The organism is Roseococcus microcysteis (assembly GCF_014764365.1).
GTDB lineage: Bacteria > Pseudomonadota > Alphaproteobacteria > Acetobacterales > Acetobacteraceae > Roseococcus > Roseococcus microcysteis.
Genome location: NZ_CP061718.1, coordinates 550,718 through 569,942, shown reverse-complemented (window position 1 = coordinate 569,942; position 19,225 = coordinate 550,718). Strand labels below are relative to the sequence as shown.

At 70.6% G+C, this 19,225-nt stretch carries 20 protein-coding genes and 1 tRNA gene; 5 read left to right on the top strand and 16 right to left on the bottom strand.

From position 1 onward, the window contains the following. Positions 1 to 30: 30 nt before the first annotated feature. Together ICW72_RS02635 and ICW72_RS02630 are read right to left on the bottom strand one after the other, a co-directional pair. Positions 31 to 237 (bottom strand): hypothetical protein, encoded by a 207-nt coding sequence (locus ICW72_RS02635; RefSeq protein WP_191084808.1) that lies wholly within the window; start codon positions 235 to 237, stop codon positions 31 to 33. 23 nt (positions 238 to 260) lie between these two features. Continuing rightward, positions 261 to 611 carry an ArsC family reductase gene (locus ICW72_RS02630; protein ID WP_223880772.1) on the bottom strand — a complete coding sequence of 117 codons (351 nt, stop codon included), beginning with the start codon at positions 609 to 611 and terminating at the stop codon, positions 261 to 263. Between the two features lie 159 nt (positions 612 to 770). Here ICW72_RS02630 and ICW72_RS02625 point away from each other — a divergent pair, with 159 nt between their 5' ends. Next, complete coding sequence (locus ICW72_RS02625; RefSeq protein WP_223880771.1) at positions 771 to 1,574, top strand: SDR family oxidoreductase; 804 nt, start codon at positions 771 to 773, stop codon at positions 1,572 to 1,574. Beyond that, on the top strand, positions 1,571 to 1,954 hold the full coding sequence (locus ICW72_RS02620) for a TspO/MBR family protein (RefSeq protein WP_191084805.1): 384 nt from the start codon (positions 1,571 to 1,573) through the stop codon (positions 1,952 to 1,954). Before ICW72_RS02625 ends, ICW72_RS02620 begins: the two co-directional genes overlap by 4 nt. Positions 1,955 to 2,007: 53 nt before the next feature. On the opposite strand, the gene ICW72_RS02615 is transcribed toward ICW72_RS02620, so the two are convergent. The 3 genes from ICW72_RS02615 to ICW72_RS02605 all read right to left on the bottom strand — a co-directional run bounded on the left by ICW72_RS02615 (position 2,008) and on the right by ICW72_RS02605 (position 3,414). Then, complete coding sequence (locus ICW72_RS02615; RefSeq protein ID WP_191084804.1) at positions 2,008 to 2,397, bottom strand: con-10 family general stress protein; 390 nt, start codon at positions 2,395 to 2,397, stop codon at positions 2,008 to 2,010. Between the two features lie 397 nt (positions 2,398 to 2,794). Then, entirely contained in the window at positions 2,795 to 3,130 is a 336-nt protein-coding gene (locus ICW72_RS02610; protein WP_191084803.1) for a hypothetical protein, read from the bottom strand. Positions 3,131 to 3,219: 89 nt separating this feature from the next. Then, positions 3,220 to 3,414 (bottom strand): hypothetical protein, encoded by a 195-nt coding sequence (locus tag ICW72_RS02605; RefSeq protein WP_191084802.1) that lies wholly within the window; start codon positions 3,412 to 3,414, stop codon positions 3,220 to 3,222. Positions 3,415 to 3,564: 150 nt separating this feature from the next. On the opposite strand from ICW72_RS02605, the gene ICW72_RS02600 reads away from it, so the two are divergent. Then, positions 3,565 to 4,029, top strand: a complete 465-nt coding sequence (locus ICW72_RS02600) for a hypothetical protein (RefSeq protein ID WP_191084801.1) — start codon at positions 3,565 to 3,567, stop codon at positions 4,027 to 4,029. 3 nt (positions 4,030 to 4,032) lie between these two features. Here the strand turns inward: ICW72_RS02600 and guaA are convergent, their stop codons facing one another. From guaA to ICW72_RS02570, 6 genes are all read right to left on the bottom strand, one after another. Continuing rightward, positions 4,033 to 5,589 carry a glutamine-hydrolyzing GMP synthase gene (guaA, locus tag ICW72_RS02595; RefSeq protein WP_223880770.1) on the bottom strand — a complete coding sequence of 519 codons (1,557 nt, stop codon included), beginning with the start codon at positions 5,587 to 5,589 and terminating at the stop codon, positions 4,033 to 4,035. A gap of 50 nt (positions 5,590 to 5,639) precedes the next feature. Then, positions 5,640 to 6,203, bottom strand: coding sequence for a GNAT family N-acetyltransferase (locus tag ICW72_RS02590; protein WP_191084800.1), 564 nt, complete (start codon positions 6,201 to 6,203; stop codon positions 5,640 to 5,642). A 15-nt stretch (positions 6,204 to 6,218) separates the two neighbouring features. Then, positions 6,219 to 7,526, bottom strand: coding sequence for an RsmB/NOP family class I SAM-dependent RNA methyltransferase (locus ICW72_RS02585; RefSeq protein WP_191084799.1), 1,308 nt, complete (start codon positions 7,524 to 7,526; stop codon positions 6,219 to 6,221). A 9-nt stretch (positions 7,527 to 7,535) separates the two neighbouring features. Continuing rightward, a complete protein-coding gene (guaB, locus tag ICW72_RS02580; protein WP_191084798.1) occupies positions 7,536 to 9,026 on the bottom strand; it encodes an IMP dehydrogenase in 1,491 nt (496 codons plus the stop codon). A gap of 164 nt (positions 9,027 to 9,190) precedes the next feature. Then, a complete protein-coding gene (locus tag ICW72_RS02575) occupies positions 9,191 to 9,865 on the bottom strand; it encodes an RlmE family RNA methyltransferase (protein WP_191084797.1) in 675 nt (224 codons plus the stop codon). Positions 9,866 to 9,874: 9 nt separating this feature from the next. Further along, on the bottom strand, positions 9,875 to 10,915 hold the full coding sequence (locus ICW72_RS02570) for a Ppx/GppA phosphatase family protein (RefSeq protein WP_191084796.1): 1,041 nt from the start codon (positions 10,913 to 10,915) through the stop codon (positions 9,875 to 9,877). A 135-nt stretch (positions 10,916 to 11,050) separates the two neighbouring features. Between ICW72_RS02570 and ICW72_RS02565 the strand changes: the two genes are divergently transcribed. Then, a tRNA-Gln gene (locus ICW72_RS02565) sits at positions 11,051 to 11,124 on the top strand. Between the two features lie 18 nt (positions 11,125 to 11,142). Here the strand turns inward: ICW72_RS02565 and ICW72_RS02560 are convergent. The 3 genes from ICW72_RS02560 to ICW72_RS02550 form a co-directional block, all read right to left on the bottom strand. Further along, on the bottom strand, positions 11,143 to 12,276 hold the full coding sequence (locus ICW72_RS02560; protein ID WP_191084795.1) for an extracellular catalytic domain type 1 short-chain-length polyhydroxyalkanoate depolymerase: 1,134 nt from the start codon (positions 12,274 to 12,276) through the stop codon (positions 11,143 to 11,145). Positions 12,277 to 12,333: 57 nt separating this feature from the next. Then, complete coding sequence (locus ICW72_RS02555; RefSeq protein ID WP_191084794.1) at positions 12,334 to 12,756, bottom strand: CopG family transcriptional regulator; 423 nt, start codon at positions 12,754 to 12,756, stop codon at positions 12,334 to 12,336. A gap of 67 nt (positions 12,757 to 12,823) precedes the next feature. Then, the gene (locus ICW72_RS02550; protein ID WP_223880769.1) at positions 12,824 to 14,587 is read right to left on the bottom strand and encodes an ABC transporter transmembrane domain-containing protein; all 1,764 of its coding nucleotides are present in this window, start codon (positions 14,585 to 14,587) and stop codon (positions 12,824 to 12,826) included. Positions 14,588 to 14,688: 101 nt separating this feature from the next. Here ICW72_RS02550 and ICW72_RS02545 point away from each other — a divergent pair, with 101 nt between their 5' ends. Beyond that, positions 14,689 to 15,900 carry a Coenzyme F420 hydrogenase/dehydrogenase, beta subunit C-terminal domain gene (locus ICW72_RS02545; protein WP_191084793.1) on the top strand — a complete coding sequence of 404 codons (1,212 nt, stop codon included), beginning with the start codon at positions 14,689 to 14,691 and terminating at the stop codon, positions 15,898 to 15,900. Here the strand turns inward: ICW72_RS02545 and ICW72_RS02540 are convergent. Together ICW72_RS02540 and ICW72_RS02535 are read right to left on the bottom strand one after the other, a co-directional pair. Continuing rightward, the gene (locus ICW72_RS02540) at positions 15,897 to 18,662 is read right to left on the bottom strand and encodes a phosphoenolpyruvate carboxylase (protein ID WP_191084792.1); all 2,766 of its coding nucleotides are present in this window, start codon (positions 18,660 to 18,662) and stop codon (positions 15,897 to 15,899) included. The genes ICW72_RS02545 and ICW72_RS02540 overlap by 4 nt on opposite strands. 44 nt (positions 18,663 to 18,706) lie before the next feature. Then, positions 18,707 to 19,153, bottom strand: coding sequence for an Lrp/AsnC family transcriptional regulator (locus tag ICW72_RS02535; RefSeq protein ID WP_191084791.1), 447 nt, complete (start codon positions 19,151 to 19,153; stop codon positions 18,707 to 18,709). Positions 19,154 to 19,225 lie beyond the last annotated feature (72 nt).

Here is a 19,225-nt window from a genome sequence, read left to right as displayed (position 1 = left end):
CGATGCGCTGCCCCCGCACCTGTCAAGCCGTCACTCCACGCGGCGCCGGAAGAAGAGCAGCGGGATGCCCACCCCCGCCACCAGCGCGCCCAGCAGCATCCACTTGATCCAGGGCTGGTAGTGGGGCGCGCCGAATTTCTCGAGGAAGATGATGAAGATGACGGTGGTGCCGATGATGCTGAAGCCCACGAATCGGCCCGCGATGCTGACCTCGTGGCGCGGTTTGCCTTGTTCCATGGCGTCCTCCCTTCCGCTGACCTTCACCTGGGTCCGAGTGCCGTCGCGTAAAGCTCGGGCTTGAAGCCCAGCAGCCGACGGTCGCCCAGGTCCAGCACGGGCCGCTTCACCATCGAGGGCTGGGCCAGCATCAGCTTCACGGCGCGCGCCTCGTCGAGGTCGGTGCGCTCCGCCTCGGGCAGCTTGCGGAAGGTGGTGCCGGCGCGGTTCAGCAGCGCCTCCCAGCCCAGCTCCTTCACCCAGGCGTCGAGCAGGGCAGGGGGCAGCCCATCCGTCTTGAAGTCATGGAAGCGGTGGGCGACGCCCGCCTGGTCCAGCCAGGCCCGCGCCTTCTTCACCGTGTCGCAGTTGCGGATGCCGTGCAGCGTGATCAATGGCCACGTCCTCGCCCTTTGTGGTGTGGAAGCATGACGCCTTTCGGGGGTGTCGTGAAACCGGCTTCTGCGTCCGGCGTTGCCGTTGCACACCCGGAGCATTCCCATGGCCAAGCAACCCCCCAGCATCAGGACCACCAGCCCGGCAGCGAGGCCGAGATGACGCCGCGCCCGCGCAGCTTCATGGAGGACTGGCCCGGCGGCGACGCGCTGGCGGGCAAGACCGCCATCATCAGCGGGGGTGATTCCGGCATCGGCCGGGCCGTCGCCATCGGCTTCGCCAAGGAGGGGGCCGATGTGGTCATCCTCCACAAGGAGGAGCACGAGGACGCCGCCGAGACCCTGCGCCACATCGTCGAGGCCGGCGGCCGCGGCCACGCCATCGCGGGCGACATCGGCGACCCGCAATTCTGCGCCCGCGCGGCGGCGGAGGCGGTGGAGTTCCTGGGCGGCCAGGTGGACATCCTGGTGAACAACGCGGCCGAGCAGCACCCCTGCGACGACTTCGCCGAAATCCCGGTGGGCCAGGTGGACCGCACCTTCCGCACCAACATCCTGGGCATGTTCTGGCTGACCAAGGCGGTGCTGCCGCACATGCCCAAGGGCTCGGCCATCATCAACTCCACCTCGGTCACGGCCTATAAGGGCAGTCCGCAGCTGGTGGACTATGCCTCGACCAAGGGCGCGATCGTTGGCTTCACGCGCAGCCTGGCGCTGGCGCTGTGGGAGGACCGGCAGATCCGCGTGAACGGCGTGGCGCCGGGCCCGATCTGGACGCCGCTGATCCCTTCCTCCTTTGGCGAGGAGCGCACCTCCGAGCATGGTTCGGGCGTTCCGCTGGACCGTCCGGGCCAGCCGGATGAGGTGGCGCCCTGCTATCTCTTCCTCGCCGACCCGCTGCGCTCCTCCTACATGACGGGCCAGGTGCTGCACCCCAATGGCGGGACGGTGGTGAACGGGTGAACCGGGCCCAGTGGTATGCCGGGCTGCGCAAGCCCGGCTGGAAGCCACCGGATTGGGCGGTGCCCGTGGTCTGGGGCGTGCTCTACCCCATGATCCTGCTGGCGGGCTGGCTGGTCTGGCGCCGCGTGGGCTGGGGGGCCGAGATGGCCGCCTGGACCGCGCAGATGGCGCTGAACCTGGCCTGGCCCGTCGTCTTCATGGGGCTGCGTTCGCTGGGCGGCGCGGTGGCGCTGGCCGCCCTGCTGTGGCTGTCCATCCTGGCCTGCGTGGTGCTGTTCTGGCCGGTCAGCGCCTGGGCCGCGGGGCTGATGCTGCCCTACCTGCTCTGGGTGGGCTTCGCCGTGGCGCTGACCGAGGCCATCCGGCGCCGCAACCCATAGAAATGGGCGCGAGGCATGGCCCCGCGCCCAGATCCGTTCCACTGATCCGGAGATCAGCTGCCGCGGCCACCACCATGGCTGGCCTGACCGCCCTTGCGCCCGGCCTCGGCGGCGCGCTCGCGGTCCTGGGCGAAGTTGCCGCCGCCCGACTTGGAGCCATCGCCACCGCCGGACTGGTTGCCGCCCGACTGGTTGCCGCCGGAATGGCTGGCCTGGCCGCCCTTGCGCCCGGCCTCGGCGGCCAGCGCATGGTCCTTCGAGAAGGACCGATCCCCGGGCGCCACGCTCTGCCCACCCTTGCGGCCGGCTTCCGCGGCCAGTTCAGGGTCCTGCGAGAAGCTGCGCTTCTCGGCCGGCACGCTCTGCCCGCCCTTGGAGGCGATCTCACGCTGCTTGTCGTCATCCATCGCGGCGAAGCCGCGTTCGCTCTTCTGGTCAGCCATAATGTATTCCTCCAGTTGATCTGGCCCGCCTCAGCGGCGGACATGAGATCAACCAGTCAGAATTGGTATAGTTCCTTCATGAACCGTGATGAAATATGTAAAGAGATTAACGGTGACTGGACACCACCGTAAGCTTGGCGGTTTTCGGTGGTTATTATTTAAAACGCATTTTATTTTTTTATTTTATTGGAAGTGAATGGCGGATGAAGGCGTGGGAATGCGGCGATCCTGCAAATGCCCCGACTGCGCTGGATGCGAGGTTGGCGGGCTCGGAGGGCCTCTGGGAAGCGGGCGCCGGAAGATGCGGAAGATGGGCTTCTCCCGCATGAAAGACCGCCGTCGCGACCCATGTCGCGCATCAGGGCCCGGAAAGGCCCGCCGGCGTTCTCGAACACTCTCAGCGATACCCGTAGGAGCGCAGCACATACATGGTGCCCAGCATGCCACCCAGTGCCGCCAGCAGGCATGCGAGCCCGATCACGGCACCCAGGGGCCTGAACCGCTTCCTCTCCGCGTCGCGCGTCATGGGCTCGGTCCGCGCGCCCAGGATGATCAGTGTCACACCGATGATGATGAGAGGCCCCACCAGGGCGGAGGCGACGGACCAGGTCCTGATCGAGGCTACGCCCTGTTGGGCGAGCTGGATGCGCTCAAAGATGGTGGGCCAGGAGATGGCCGCGCCGGCCAGGATGCAGGCCAGGCCGGCCAGCCGGTGTTTCACATCCGAGTTCATGAGTTTCTCCGCTAAGTCCATGGCGAAGCTTCATGATGGGATATGAATGATGGCGGCGACGAGGCCATCAGCCCCGCCGCCCACGCGCCTCAGCCGCGCGTCTTGTCGGGGGTTTCCGCCCCCGGCTTGCCGCCGAGGCGGCCGGCTTCCGCCACCCGGTCATGCTCCTGCGAGAAGTGGCGGGCAATTCCGGGCGAGGGGTTGGGCTCCTGGCGCGGGACGCCGGTGAATTTGGGCTCGGCCAGGGCGGGATCGGGCTGATGGTCCTGCTTTTTCTGGGCCATGGTGGGGTTCCTCCTGTGATGGCCGCGACGGGCGCGGACAAGGGGAGAACCGGCGAAGGGGGCGGGTGGTTTCCGTTCCCCGCGCGATGGCATTCATTCATTTCTATGATATTTTGAAAGCCACGGCCGATTGGAGAAGGATCAGGCGCAATGGCGCTGCTGGGACGCGCGAATTTCGCCTGGCAATCGGATCATGGGCAATTCCACGTCATTGACACGGAGGATGCCGGCTTCAGCCCGCCCGTGACCCTCACGCCCGAGATGGAACGTCGCCGCCTGCATGTGCCCCAGAGCGGCCTCGTCATCTACACCCATGACGGCCTGCAACAGCACATCCGCATCGCCATCCATGCTTCGCAGCCCGTGCCTTCCGACAAGGAGCCCATGAGCGGCCGGGCCTGGACGCGCGTCGAGACGGTGCGGGCGCGGTTTCCCTACCGCACCTTCACCCTGACCAGCCCCTCGGCGCCGGATGTGCTGCCCTGCGGCCCCTTCTTCGCCCTGCCGGCGAGCGAGGTGATGGTGCGGATCAGCTGGATGGAGTTCGAGGGCAGCCGCGACGACAGCCGGCCCGTCGAACCCGATGTGATCCAGCTGGAGTTCTGGCCTGCCTGAGGCCTACTCCCACTCGATCGTCCCCGGCGGCTTGCTCGTGATGTCATAGGTCACGCGGTTCACGCCCCGCACCTCGTTCACGATGCGGTTGGAGACGCGTGTCAGGAAGGACATGTCGAAGGGATAGACATCCGCCGTCATGCCATCCGTGCTGGTCACGGCGCGCAGCGCGCAGGCGCTGTCATAGGTGCGGCCATCGCCCATCACGCCCACGGTCCGCACCGGCAGCAGCACGGCGAAGGCCTGCCAGATGGCGTCATAGAGGCCCGCCGCGCGGATCTCCTCCAGGAAGATGCTGTCCACCTTCCGCAGGATGTCCGCCTTCTCCCGCGTCACCTCGCCCGGAATGCGGATGGCGAGGCCAGGCCCGGGGAAGGGGTGCCGGCCCACGATCTCCTCGGGCATGCCCAGTTCACGGCCCAGCGCCCGCACCTCGTCCTTGAACAGGTCACGCAGCGGCTCCACCAGCTTCATGCGCATGCCGGCCGGCAGCCCGCCCACATTGTGGTGCGATTTGATGGTGACCGAGGGGCCGCCGGTGGCCGAGATGCTCTCGATCACATCCGGGTAGAGCGTGCCCTGGGCGAGGAAATCCGCGCCGCCAACCTTATTCTGCTCCTCCTCGAAGACCTCGATGAAGAGGCGGCCGATGGTCTTGCGCTTCACCTCCGGGTCCGTGACGCCGGAAAGCTGGCCGAGGAACAGGTCCGAAGCGTCGCGGTGCACCAGCTTGATGTTGAAGCGGTCGCGGAAGGTGGCCACCACCTGCGCGCTTTCGTTCGCGCGCATGAGGCCGTGGTCCACATAGATGCAGGTGAGTTGGTCGCCGATCGCCTCATGGATCAGCACCGCCGCCACCGAGGAATCGACGCCGCCCGAAAGCCCGCAGATCACCCGGCCATTCCCCACCTGGGCGCGAATCCGGGCCACCGCCTCGGCGCGATAGGCGCCCATGGTCCAGTCGCCGCGGCAGCCGCAGACGCCCTGGGCAAAGTTCTGCAGGAGCTGGGCGCCATGCGGGGTGTGGACCACCTCCGGGTGGAACATGGTGCCGTAGAAGCGGCGGGCATCGTCGGCGATGACGGCGAAGGGCGCGCCTTCGCTGCTGGCCACCACGCGGAAGCCGGGCGGCAGCTTCGTGATGCGGTCGCCATGGCTCATCCAGACCTGTTCGCGCGCGCCGGGCGCCCAGATGCCCTTGGTGATGGCGCATTCGCCCGTCACATCCACGAAGGCGCGGCCGAATTCCTTGTGGTCGGAGCCCTCGACCAGCCCGCCCAGATGATGCGCCATGGCCTGCTGCCCGTAGCAGATGCCCATCAGCGGCAGGCCCATCTCGAAGACCTCGGCCGGGGGGCGGGGGCTTTCGCCCTCGTTCACGCTGGCCGGGCCGCCGGAGAGGATGATGCCCTTCGGCGCGAATTCCCGGATTCGCGCCTCCGGGGCGGCGTTGAAGGGCCAGATCTCGCAATAGACGCCGGATTCACGCAGGCGGCGCGCGATCAGCTGCGTCACCTGGCTGCCGAAATCGAGGATAAGGATGCGGTCGTGCTGGCTCATGGCCGCTTGGACCATTTTTCCCCGCGCCGCTCAAGCCGCCGCGTCGCGGGTCAGCGCGGCAGCTTGGTCGTGGCGGTCGCCGTCAGCAGGGTGTGGATGGGGTCCCAGGCATAGGCGAGCTGCTGGACGGGGGTCCCGCCGAAGTTCAGCCCCTCCCGCGCCACAAGCCGCGCCCCCAGCCTTTCGTAGAACCAGCGGGACGGGTTGCCCTCCAGCACCCAGGCGAAGGCCGATTGCGCGCCGAGCGAAGCCAGGTGCGAGGCGGTGGCGCGCATGAGCCGCCGCCCGATGCCGCGCTCGCGGAAATCCTCCAGGAGATAGAGCGTCTCGATCTCACCCTCGGCCAGCCCCTCGCGCCGGGCGAGGCCACCGGTGGCGAAGCCCACCACGCCCGAGCCAGCGGCCTCGTTGCCATCCGCCACCGCCACGAAACCCGCATGGCCGCCCCGGCGCAGCATCATGGCGCGTTCGTATTGCGCGGCCTCCTGCGACACCGAGATTCCCGCCAGGTAGTCATCGGGCAGGATGCCGGCATAGGTCCCGCGCCAGCAGGCCAGGTGCACCAGGGCCATGCCCTGCGCGTCACCCGGGCGGGCGCGCCGGATGGTGACCATCGCCTGCGCCGCCCGTCAGGCCGCGCGCGTGAGCACGGCGCAGAAGAAGCCGTCCGTGCCATGCGCGGCGGGGGAGAGCAGCAGATGCGGGCCGGGGCAGGGGGCATCCCCCGGCAGCCCGGCCTCGGCCCAGGCCTGGGCGAGGGGGACCGCACGGAACTCGGGCCGGGCGTCGAGCAGATGCTGGACCTGCATGTCATCCTCCTCGGGCAGCAGCGAGCATGTCGCGTAGATGAGCCTACCCCCAGGCTTCACCAGCTGGGCCGAGATTGCAAGAATTTCACGCTGCTTGATGACGAGTTCGGCGAGGTCCTCGGCCGTGGTCCGGCTGCGCGCATCGGGGTTGCGGCGCCAAGTGCCGGTGCCCGTGCAGGGGGCATCCACCAGCACACGGTCGAAGGTGCCGGCGCGGCGCTTGGCGAAGCGGTCACCGGGCGTCAGCAGATGGGTCTCGGCGTTGTGGACGCCCGCGCGCCGCAGCCGCTTCATCGCCCCCTCGAGTCGCGGGGCGGAGACGTCGCAGGCGGTGATCCGGCCCTGGTTCTGCATGTCGGCCGCGATGGCGAGCGTCTTGCCCGCCGCCCCCGCGCAATAATCCAGCACCCGCATCCCTGGCCGCGCGGCGACCAGGGCGGCGATGAGCTGGCTGCCCTCATCCTGCACCTCGATCAGCCCCTGGAGATAGGCGGGGCTGGCCGCGATGGGCGCGCGGTGGGGCAGGCGCAGCCCGTCGGGCGAGAAGCGCATGGGCTCGGGCTTCAGCCCCTCGGCGCGGAGGGCGGCCAGGGCCGCGTCGCGGTCGCAGCGCAGCCGGTTGGCGCGCAGGTCGAGGGGGGCATTGGCCTCCAGCGCCGCGGCCTCCTCGGCCAGGGTGGCGCCAAACCGGGCTTGCAGGCCGGGATAGGCCCATTCGGGCAGGTTCAGCCGCGGCGCCTCGGGCATGGATTTGCCGGCCAGCGGCTTGCCCACCAGCGCCTGGGCCACGCCCACCTCGCCCACATCGAGGCTGCCGGCGCCATAGCGCCCGCCCTCGAAGCGGCGCCCGGCCTCGTTGGGCTTCAGCCCTTCCACCAGGATGAGATGCGCCAGCACCAGCAGGCGCGGCGTGATGCGGGCGCCAACCTCGGCCAGCCACCATTCCAGGCGCAGCCGCTGCCGCAGCACCCCCCAGGCGAGGTCCGAGATGAAGCGGCGATCGCTGCCGCCGATATAGCGCCGCGCACGGAAGAAGTCCGCGGCGATGGCATCGGCCGGGCGGCGGGGCTGGTCCAGCACCGCGTGCAGCAGGTCAATGGCGGCGGCGTGCCGGCCTTCGGGGGTCACGGAAGGGGGTCAGCCATCGGCGCGGTAGTTGGGGGCCTCGCGCGTCACCGCCACGTCGTGCACATGGCTTTCGCGCAGCCCGGCATTGGTGATGCGGCGGAAGCGGGCATTCTTCTGCAGGTCGGGGATGGTGGCGGAGCCCGTATAGCCCATGGCCGCCTTCAACCCGCCCACCAGCTGGTGGATGACCGGCCCGACCGGCCCCTTGTAGCCCACCTGGCCCTCGACGCCCTCGGGGACGAGCTTCAGCGTGTCCTGCACCTCGGCCTGGAAGTAGCGGTCGGCGGAACCGCGCGCCATGGCGCCCAGCGAGCCCATGCCGCGATAGGATTTGTAGCTGCGGCCCTGGTAGAGGAAGACCTCGCCCGGCGCTTCATCGGTCCCGGCGAAGAGGCTGCCCATCATCACGCATTCGGCGCCGGCGGCGATGGCCTTGGCGATGTCGCCCGAATTGCGGATGCCGCCATCGGCGATGGCCGGCACGCCCTGTTCCTTCGCGGCCGCCGCGCATTCCAGTACGGCGGTCAGCTGCGGCACGCCCACGCCGGCCACGATGCGCGTGGTGCAGATGGAGCCGGGCCCGATGCCGATCTTCACCGCGTCCGCGCCCGCCTCGATCAGCGCCAGCGCGCCCTCGGGCGTGGCCACATTGCCCGCCACCACCTGCACGGTGTTGGACAGGCGCTTGATGCGCTCGATGGCCTTCAGCACGCCGCCCGAATGGCCATGGGCGGTGTCCACGATGACGACATCGGCCTCGGCCCCCACCAGCAGCTCGGCGCGCTTGAAGCCATCCTCGCCCACGCCGGTGGCGGCGGCGGCGCGCAGACGGCCCAGCGCGTCCTTCACCGCGGCGGGGTGGGCCTCGGCCTTGTCCATGTCCTTGACGGTGATGAGGCCGACGCAGCGGCCCTGCTCATCCACCACCAGCAGCTTTTCCAGGCGGCGGCTGTGCAGCAGGGTGCGCGCCTGTTCGGCCGTGACGCCGGGATGGGCGGTGACCAGGCGTTCGCGCGTCATCAGCTCATAGACGCGCTGCTTGGGGTCGGTGGCGAAGCGCATGTCGCGGTTGGTGATGATGCCGACCAGGCGGTTGGTGCCGGGCTCCACCACCGGGAAGCCGCTGATGCGGTGCTGGGCCTTCAATGCCAGCAATTCGGCCAGCGTCTGGTCCGGATGGACCATGACGGGGTTCACCACCATGCCGCTCTCGAAGCGCTTCACGCGGCGCACCTGCTCGGCCTGTTCCTCGGGCGTCAGGTTCTTGTGGATGACGCCGATGCCGCCCCGCTGGGCCATCGCGATCGCCATCGGCGCCTCGGTCACCGTGTCCATCGCCGCCGAGATCAGGGGGATGTTCAGCGCGATCTCGCGCGTCATCCGCGTGCGGGTGTCCGTCTGGCTGGGCAGGACCGTGGAATAGGCCGGCAACAGCAGAACATCGTCAAAGGCGTAGGCCTCGGCGATGCGGATGGGCTGGGGGGAGGTGATGTCTGCCATGGGCGGGGGCCTTTCGGGCGGTCACGCGCGACCTTGGCGCGCTCCCTTAACCCTGGCGCCCCGTGCGGGCAAGGGAGGTTTGGGGTGCGATCCGCGAAGGCGGCATCGCCGGAGCGGTGAATCGCCCCCCCAGCCAAGGCTGGACCGTGGTCCGCGGAAGCGGATCACGGTTCAGGACGGAACCCTGTGGCCACGACATAGGTCTCGCTCGATTCCTTGCGGCTGGCCGGCGGCTTGGCGTGGCGGACCTCGGCGAAATGGGTTTTCAGGCGCGTCAGCATGTCGCGCTCGGCGCCACCCTGGAACAGCTTGGCCACGAAGGCGCCGCCCGGGTTCAGCACGCGCAGCGCGAAATCCAGCGCCAGTTCCGCCAGCGCCGTGATCCGCAGATGGTCCGTCGCGCCATGGCCCGTGGTGTTGGGCGCCATGTCCGACAGCACCACATCGGCCGGGCCATCCAGCGCCGCCAGGACCGCGCGCTCGGTCGCCTCGTCCTGGAAATCGCCCTCCAGGATGGTGGCGCCCGCCACGCCGTCCATGGGCAGCAGGTCCAGCGCCACCACGCGGCCATGCGAACCGACGCGGCTCATCGCCACCTGGGTCCAGCCGCCCGGGGCCGCGCCCAGATCCACCACGCGCTGGCCGGGCTTGAGCAGCTTGAAGCGGTCATCCAGCTCGGTCAGCTTGAAGGCGGCGCGGGAGCGCCAGCCGGCCTGCTGGGCGGCCTTCACATAGGGGTCGTTCAACTGACGCTGAAGCCAGCGCTGGCTGGCCGTGGTGCGGCCGCGCGCGGTCTTGAGGCTGGTGTGCGTCTGGCGCTTTCCGGGGGGAGGGGGCATCGCCTGGGCTTACGCCGCGCCGCGCCCGCCGTCACCACCTCTTCCCTCGGCTCGGCCGCCATCGCCGCGCATCAGGCGCATCAACATGCCCTCGCGCAGGCCACGGTCGGCGACCGTCACCTCCGGCATGGGCCAGAGGCGGCGGATGGCGGCATAGACGGCGCAGCCGGGCAGCACGAAATCCGCCCGTTCCGGCCCCACGCAGGGGTGGGCCACCAGCCCGGCCCGGCCCATGGCGAAGAGGGTTTCCAGCGCGTCATCGGCGGCGTCGGCGTTGATGCGCTGCCCGTCCACCAGCTGGCGGTTGTAGCGGGGCAGGGCGAGCACCACCCCGGCCAGCGTGGTGACGGTGCCCGAGGTCCCGATCAGCCGCACCCCGCCCGCGCGGATTTCCTGGCCGATGCAGTGCAGCCGGTCGAAGGCGGCCAGCCGGTCCGCGATGTCATCCACCACGGCGCCGAAGCCGCGGGTGGTGAAGCAATCCTCACCTTCCGACAGCGTCACCACGCCGCAGGGGATGGAAAGATAGCCGATGAGCTCCGGCCGCAGCCCCGTGCGAATCCAGGCGATCTCGGTCGAGCCGCCGCCGATGTCGAAGAGGATGGCGCGACGGTCCCCCCGCTCCAGCAGGGGGGCGCAGCTTTCCATCGCGAGCTCGGCCTCCTCGCGGGGCGAGATGATGCGCGGGCGCAGCCCGGTCTCCAGCGCGGCGCGGGCCAGGAATTCCTGGCCGTTGCGGGCGCGGCGGCAGGCCTCGGTGGCGACGGCGGCCAGGCGCCGCACGGGGCGGCGTTCCAGCCGGTCGGCGCAGGCGGACAGCGCCGCCAGGGTGCGCTCCATCGCCGGCTCGGACAGGGTGCCGGAGCGTGCCAGGCCCTCGCCCAGCCGCACCACGCGGGAAAAGCTCTCCACCACCCGGAACCCGCCGCGCACGGGCGCGCCGATCAGAAGCCGGCAATTGTTCGTGCCTAGGTCCAGCGCCGCGAAGAGCTGCGGCGGCGGGGCGCGGAGGGGTTGGGCGCCGGACAGGGGCTGGAGGGAGGGGGGCATGGGGATACGATATGGTGTTCTTTGTCATGATCCCGAAGTGTTTCATCCGCTGCAAGGGGAAAGCGGGTTGGCAAGGCCGCGGGGCTTTGGTATCCACCCGGCCGAGCCAACGGCACCCCGGATGCGGGTGCCCGTTGGGGGATAGTTTAACGGTAGAACTCCCGACTCTGACTCGGGCAGTCTTGGTTCGAATCCAGGTCCCCCAGCCACTTACCCCTCCCTCGCCTTCAACTTTCCAGCGGCGCCTTCGCCTGTTCCAGGAAGAAGCGCAGCATCTCGCGCGAGGCATCCGGCCCCCTGGGGTCGGTGTAGGACCCCGCGCTGCTGCCGCCGGACCAGGCATGGCCGCCCCCATGCACCACCCATTGCTCCAGCATCAGCCGGCCCGCCGCATCGGCATGGAGGGTGCGGGTATAGGCATGCCCGCCCGGCACCTGGCCGCGCTCCATCGTCACGCGCAGCCGGCCGCCGCCCGCCTGCGCGATCACCTGATCCCCATTGCGCGGGTGCACCGTGGTGTCCCGGTCGGCATGGAACACGATGGTCGGCACCAGGCGCCCGCTTGGGTCGGGGCGCGCGCCGCCTTGGCGCATGGCGGCGAAGGCCGAGGGCATGTCGCGCGCCGCACCGCAGGCCAGCCCCGAATGCACCCCCGCCGCCGCGTAGAGCTCCGGGTAGGCCTGCGCCATGATCGCCGCCGCCGCGCCGCCGGCGGAAAGGCCGGCCACGAAGACCCGCGCCGGGTCCGCCCCATGCTCCCGCATCACCTGCCGGGTGATCCCGGCGATGAGCGCGGGTTCCCCCTCTTCGCGCCGCTGGTCGGTCGGATTGAACCAGTTCCAGCATTTTTGTGGGTTCGCCGAGGAAGTCTGCCCGGGATAGACCACCAGGCAGCCATGCGCCTCCGCCAGCGCGTTCATCCGCGTGCCCGCCGCGAAATCCTCGGGCGACTGCGTGCAGCCATGCAGCATGACCAGGAGCGGCCGGGGCCCCGCGCTGGGTGTGGCGGGAATATAGAGCCTGTAGCCCCGGCTGCCCGCCGCCCCGGCGAAGCTGCCGGCGAGGAAGCGCGCGCCCTCGGGCAGCGCGGGCGAGGGCGCGGGGCCACCAGGCCCGAAGGGGCCGCGCAACGCCTCGCCCATCGCCCCGCCGCCGCGCCAGCCTGGGGACGCGTGGGCCTCGCCGCTGCGGGGGTCCACGTCGAACAGGCGCCCCTGGCGGGCGGCCGGCGGGGCCTGCGGCGCTGGCGGGGGCGTGGCGCCGGAAAAGCCGCCCTGCAGCAGCGCGGTCGCCTCGGCGAGCTTGCCCTCACGGGTGAGGCGTGTCGCCTCACGCATGAGGTCGGCGGAAAACGCGTTCATGTGACTGTGCTTTCAAGCGGCGCGGAGGTTCCGCGCCTGGGTTCGTGCGGGAGGCGCTCAGCGCATCCGGTCGGCGAGCGCGGCCTTCACCTCGGCGCTGGCCTGGAGCGCGCCCAGCACCGAGAGGGAGGCGATGGCCGCGCGGGCCAGTTCGGGCGTCACATCGGCCGCGATGCTGGCGAGGCCCAGCACCCGGATCTCCAGCGGCCGGCCCGCATCACGCGCCGCCTCCAGGTCCGCCCGGGTGAAATGCCGCAGCCCCAGGTCCAGGCTGCGCCGTGCCACGGATTGCCGCGCGGCCTCCGCATGGCGCTCGACCTGGTTCCGGATGGCGGTGCGGATGAAGTCGGTGCGGTTGGCGTAGAAACCGTCCTGCACCAGCAGGTCTATGTGGCCGAGGTCCACATAGCCGAGGTTGATGGTGATCTTTTCGGAGTCGCCGCCGGCCTTGGGCCGTAGCTCATGCACATTGCCGGCCATCTGAACACCATCCTGTCACCATCCGTGTGGATGGTAGATGGCGAGTGGCGGTGGTGCATTCAAGGCGTCACGCCGCGTGGGCGCCCTCACCGAACTGCAACCGCGCCAACCGCGCATAAAGCCCGCCCTCGGCCACGAGCGCCGCATGGGTCCCCATCGCCACCACGCGCCCGCCCTCCATCACCACGATCCGATCCGCCCGCCGCACGGTGGCCAGGCGATGCGCCACCACCAGCGTGGTCCGCCCCTCCGCCAGGCGCGCGATGGCCTGCTGCACGGCCTGTTCGCTCTCCGCGTCGAGCGCGCTCGTCGCCTCGTCCAGCAGCAGCAAAGGCGGGTCGCGCAGGATGGCGCGGGCGATGGCGATGCGCTGGCGCTGCCCGCCCGAGAGCAGCACGCCGCGCGGGCCCAGCTGGCTCGCATAGCCCTCGGGCAGGGCCGAGATGAACTCATGCGCGGCCGCGGCGCGGGCGGCGGCCTCCACCTCGGCATCGGTGGCGTCGGGGCGGCCGTAGCGGATGTTCTCGGCGGCGCTGGCGGAAAAAATCACCGGGTCCTGCGCCACCAGCGCCATGCGCCCGCGCAGGGCGGCGGGGTCGAGGTCGCGCAGGTCCACCCCCTCCAGCGTGATGCGCCCCTGGGCCGGGTCATAGAAGCGCAGCAGCAATTGCAGCACCGTGGTCTTGCCCGCGCCCGAGGGGCCCACCAGCGCCACCGTCTCGCCCGGCGCCACATGCAGGGTGAAGCGGTCCAGCGCGGGCGTGGCGGGGCGCGAGGGGTAGTGGAAGGTCACGTCCTCGAAGTCGACTTCGCCACGCGGGGCGGGCAAAGCGGCGGGAAGGGCAGGGGCGGCGATGAGGGGGGTGATGTCCAGTACCTCCACCAGCCGGTCGGCCGCGGCCGCCGCCCGCTGCACCTCCCCCCAGAGCTCCGACAGCGTGCTGCCCGAGGAGGCCAGCAGCACCGCATAGAAGACGAAGGCCGTCAGCTCGCCCCCGGTCATCCTTCCTGCGATCACATCCTGCCCACCCACCCAGAGGCTGAAGGTGATGGCCCCGAACCCCAGCAGGATCACGATCAGGATCAGCATGGCGCGCGAGCCGATGCGCCGGAGCGCGGCCTGCACCGAACGCTCCACCGCCGCGCCGAAGCGGGCGCGCTCATTGCCCTCCTGGGTGTAGGCCTGGACGGTGCGGAGGCTGTTCAGCGCCTCCTCCGCCTGGGCCGAGAGGTCCGCCACCCGCTCCTGCGCGGTGCGCGACAGCCGCCGTTCGCGCCGTCCGAACAGCACCAGCGGCACGACCACGATCGGCACCACCACCAGCACGATGCCCGCGAGCTTGGGGCTGGACGCCACCAGCAGCACCAGCGCGCCCGTGGAGGTCAGCGCCGTCCGCAGCCCCATGGAGATGGCCGAGCCGATCAGCGCCTGCAGCAGCGCGATATCGGCCGTCATGCGGGAGAGGATGTCGCCCGTGCGCGCCGTCTCGACGCTGGCGGGCGAGAGGCGCAGCACATGGCCGAAGACGGCGGCGCGCAGATCGGCCGCCACCCGCTCGCCCAGCCAGGAGACCAGGTAGAACCGCAGCGCGGTGGCGAAGCCGAGCGCGGCCACCACCGCGAACATGAACAGGGCCGCGGCGTTGAGGCTGGAGGCATCCTGGCTGGCGAAGCCGTCATCAATCAGCCGCCGCAGCCCCTGGCCGATGAGCAGCACGAGGCCCGCCGCCAGCAGCAGCGCGCCGGCGGCGGCCAAGGCGCGCTTCCAGTGGGGACGGAGGAACGGGAACAGCACGCGCAGCGCGCCGAGATTGCGGGGGGCAGGGGCCATGGCGCCCATCATGCCAGCATTCGCGTGGCGCGGCATGGCCCAAGGGACAAACTGTCAGCAATCCTGGACGGCGGCGCTGTCAGCCGACTAGCCTCGCCCCCATGGACCATGCCCATCCCGGCCCGATGACGCCGCCCTTGCGGCCCGCGCCGCACCGCAACCTCTGCACCGATTGCGGCGTCTCGCGCATGGAGGATCCGAAGGCCTGCGGCCGGGCCTGCCAGTTCGTGGCGCCCGACTATCCGGCGCTGGAGGCCCAGGTGCATGGCCGTGCCCGCGACCCCGCGCGGCCGGATGAGCTGCATTTCGGCCCGCATCTGCGCATGCTGCGCGCGAAGCTGCGCGCGCCGCTACCGGGCGCGCAATGGACCGGCATCACCACGCGGCTCGCCGCCCGGCTTCTGGAGGTGGGGGCGGTGGACGCGGTGCTGACCATGGCGCCCGACCCGGAGGACCGCTGGAAACCCACCCCCGTGCTGGTGACGAGGGCCGAGGACATGGCGGGCGTCCGCGGCATGCGCATGGGCTATGCGCCGCTGCTCGCCCTGCTGGAGCCCGCGCGGGCGGCCGGGCATCGGCGGCTGGCCGTCGTCGGCATTCCCTGCCAGGTCTATGCGCTGCGGGCGCTGGAGCAGGAGCTGGGCTTCGATAGGCTTTACGTCATCGGCACGCCCTGTTCCGACAACACCACCACGGAAAATTTTCATCATTTCCTGGCCCTGCTGGACGAGGATCCAGGAACAATCACCTATCTGGAATTCCGCGCCGATTTCCATGTGGAGCTGCGCTACGTGGATGGGCGGCGGCGGGAGATTCCCTTCCTGCAACTCCCCATTTCAAAACTTCCCAAGGATTTCTTTCCGCTGACCTGCCGCAGCTGCGTGGACTACACCAACGTCCTGGCCGACATCACCGTGGGCTATATGGGCGGGGAGGGGCGGCAATGGCTCATCCTCCGCAACGAACGCGGAGAGGAGTTGCTCTCCCTGCTGGGCGATGAGGTCGAGACCTCCACCCCCGGCAGCGCCGGCAAGCGCGCGGGGCCGGTGAAGGGCTTCCTCGCCAACACCCAGCGCGCGGCGGGCGGGCTGCCGCTGCGGCGCATGCCGAACTGGCTGCGGCCCATCGTCGGCTGGCTCATGCCCCGCATTGGCCCGCGCGGCCTGGAATTCGCCCGCGCGCGGGTGGAGATGAAGGCGGTGGAGAGCGTCATCCACCTCCAGCGCGAACAGCCGCGCCGCGCCCCGCGCATGATCCCGGCCCATGTGTGGGAGCTGGTGCGGCCCTATGGGCTGGAGCGTCCCAAGGACTAGCCGAACGCCCCCACCTCATGGCTGACGGCGGCCGAGCAGTTCCGCAGCAGGTCGAACATCTGCCGCATGGGGCCGAAGATCTCGGCATGCTCGCGCCCATAGCTCGGCCCCTCATCGGGGGCCGAGGGCTCATGGAAGTCGAGGCCCGTCACCGGGTCGGGCGCGGCGGGGAAGATCTGTTCCAGCAGGGTCACGGCCGGCTCCACGTCCAGCGCCAGGATGCGCGCCAGCACCCCCTCGCGCGTCGCGCCGTGCCTGGGACTGAATTCCGGCACCCGCACCGCCAGCAGCCACAGCCGATGGATCAGCGCGAGGCGCAGCGCGTGCAGCAGAACCAGGCGCTCCGGCATCTGGGGCAGTTCGGGCCAGGCGGCGCGCAGCGCCAGGTGATCGGCCTTGAGGCGGCGGTAGAGGCGGCGCAGCGGCGCCTCCAGCTCCATCGCGTCCAGCGGGTCCGCCACGGCCAGCAGCGCCTCGCGCCGGCCGGGGCGCAAGGTGGCCGAGGCCCGGTCCAGCCAGGTGCCCGGGTCCAGCGTGCCGATCACCGCCCGCACCACCCCGATGTCCGAGCATTCCGCCGCCCGCAGCGCCATCCCCAAGGCGCGCCGGAAGCGCGGGGAACGCGCGCGCAGATCATGGAAGGCCTCGGGATTGGCCGTCACCGCCGCGCCCAGCCCATGCAGCGTGTTCGCGAGCCACCCCACCTGGTGCAGGATGGCGTTGTTCGGGATGGCGCGCAGCTGCGAGGGGTGGGTCAGCCGCGCGGGCCCGCCCACGCCATCCGCCTGCCGCGCGGAGGGGCGGGAGCCGGTGCGCTCGATCAGCCCCGGCCCGAAGCCGCCCAGCAGGGCTGCGTAGCCCGGGTCCGCCACCAGCGCCTGCACCTCGCGCCGAAGGGTCGCGAAGAAATCCGCGCCATAGTCGCTCTCGGTGTAGATGGGGTCCACGCCGGCGGGCAGGGCGGCGAAGGCGTGCTCGGCGATGCGGGCCACGGTGGCGCGCGCCAGTTCGGGCGTGGCCCAGAGCAGATAGCCATCGCCGCCCTGGAAGCTCGATTCCTCGCGCGCCGGCAGCCCGGCCTCGGCCAGCGCCGCCCGCGCCTGGGGCGGAAACAGGTAGTCCAGCCGGTCCGCCAGGCTGTCCGGGTGCCCGCCGCGGCCGATGCTCTCGCCATGGGTGTCGAACAGCACGACCTCGATGCCGGACAGGCCATGTTTCCGCAGCAGTTCCGCCAGCCGCAGCTTCAGCCGTTCCACCAGATAGGAGGCGGCGAGCTGCCCCACATAGCGCCCGGAATCCGAATAGCCGAATTGCAGGCAAAGCCGCCCGTGCAGGCGCAGATAGTCGCGGAAGGAGGGGCTGCGCAGCGCCTCGTCCAGCACGCGCTCGCCACGTTCCAGCGCATCGGCCGTCTCGAAGAGGGGCGAGATCTCCACATGCCGCTCGCAGCCGAAATGCCGGGCGAGCCACAGCGCCGCCAGCAGGGTGAAGCCCGTCTCCGTCTCCGCGATCAGGAAGCGGATGGGCGCGGTGCGGTCCACATGCTTCGCGATCTGCGCGACATTCATCATCAGCTTGGCGGCCGAGGCCTGCTCGGCCAGCAGGGCGCCGTAATCCACCGGCCGGGCCCGCACATTCGCGAGCGCCGCGTTCACCTGGGCCAGCAAAGTGCGGCGCTGGGCCATGTCCTCGGGCGCGGTGGTGATGTCCAGGCGCTGCCGCACGGCATTGTGCACCTGCGTCGCGTTCAGCCGGACATGGGTGTGGGCGAGCGAAAGCCCATGCGCCACCAGCCCCGCCCGCGCCACGGCCAGCTTGCGGCGGGCGGCGTCGTCCGCGGCCTCCTCCAGCGCGGCGTCGAAGAGGGTGAGCAGGGGCGTCAGATCCGTCATCGCCGCCTCCCGCCGCGCCAGCATCTCGGCCGCCATGGCCTGCACCGCGGCGGGGGTGGGCCGGTCGGGGACGGAGGCGATCTGCATGTTGACGGCGTCCACCGCCTGTTCGGCGCGCTCGCCGATGGCGGTGCCGGGAAGCTGGGCGGCCAGCCGTTCCAGTTGCAGCCGCTTCATGATGAGGCGCAGCCGCAGCGTGTCCCACCAGCCGATATCGGTGCGCCCATCCGTGTCATACCCCACCCAGGAGGCGAGCTTCACGGGCGAGGGCCGCAACTGCGCCCAGCGGTCGGGCCAGATGGCGCGGGCGGCATCCAGCAGGGCGCCCGCGAATTCATCCAGCGCGTCGCGGCCGCGCAGGATGGCGGCGCAGGCCTGGTCGAATTCCTCGGTCAAGGTCACCGGCGCGGGGCGGTGTGCCAGGCCGCGCGCCGGGGCCTCGCCCGTGCTGGCGGCTTGGGCGAGCGCGCCATGGGTCGTGAGCGGCAGCGAGAAGGTGGGGTGCGCGGTGAAGACGGCCGCGAAGCGTGCGCGCTCGACCAGGGCGCGATAGGCGGCGAAGGGGATGGGGCTGTCCAGCGGGTCGGGCCGCGCCAGGCGTTGCGCGAGGCCGGGGAAGGGGTCCGCCCCCGGCGCATGGCCCAGATAACGCGCCAGCCGCCGCGCCCGCCCCGCCATGGCGTCATCGGCCAGTTGCTGGATGATGTCGCCCAGCCGGCCGAGGTCGAGCGAGCCGTCATCCAGTCCACGGCTGACCGAAAGCGCCGTCAGCAGCACCGGGTCGCCGAAGGGGTCCTGGGCGGAGGCCGCGCGCGCGTCGCGCATACGGCCGAGCAGGCGCGGGAGGAGATCGGGGTTGGTTCCATCCATGGCAAGGATGCTGCACCCGCGAAGGCCCCAAGACCAGTGAATTCCTAACCGGTCACCACCGCCCTTATGGCGAAGCTGGACTGGATGCGCGCCACGCCGGGCATGCGGCTCAGCTGTTCCTTGTGGATGCGTTCGTAATCGGCCGCGTCGCGGCATTCCACGCGCAACAGGTAATCCGCCATGCCGGTCATGAGGTAGCATTCGCGCACCTCCGGGCAGCGACGGATGGCGGCCTCGAAGCGGGTGAGGTGCTGTTCCGTCTGCCGGTCCAGCGTGATCTGGACGATGACCGTGACCTGGCCCGCCCGCTGCGGCTCGGCCAGCAGCACGGTGTAGCCGCGGATGACGCCGCGATGTTCCAGCAGCCGCAGCCGCCGCAGGCAGGCCGACGGCGAGAGCCCCACCGCCTCGGCCAGCCTGGCATTGGTGACGCGCGCATCCAGGCGCAGTTCGCGCAGGATGGCGAGGTCGGTCTCGTCCAAGGCGTGCATGGTGGTTTGTGCCACTTCCTCGCAGAATCTTGCAAGATTTCGCGCAAACGCCCGGTTCTGCGCAAGATGCGC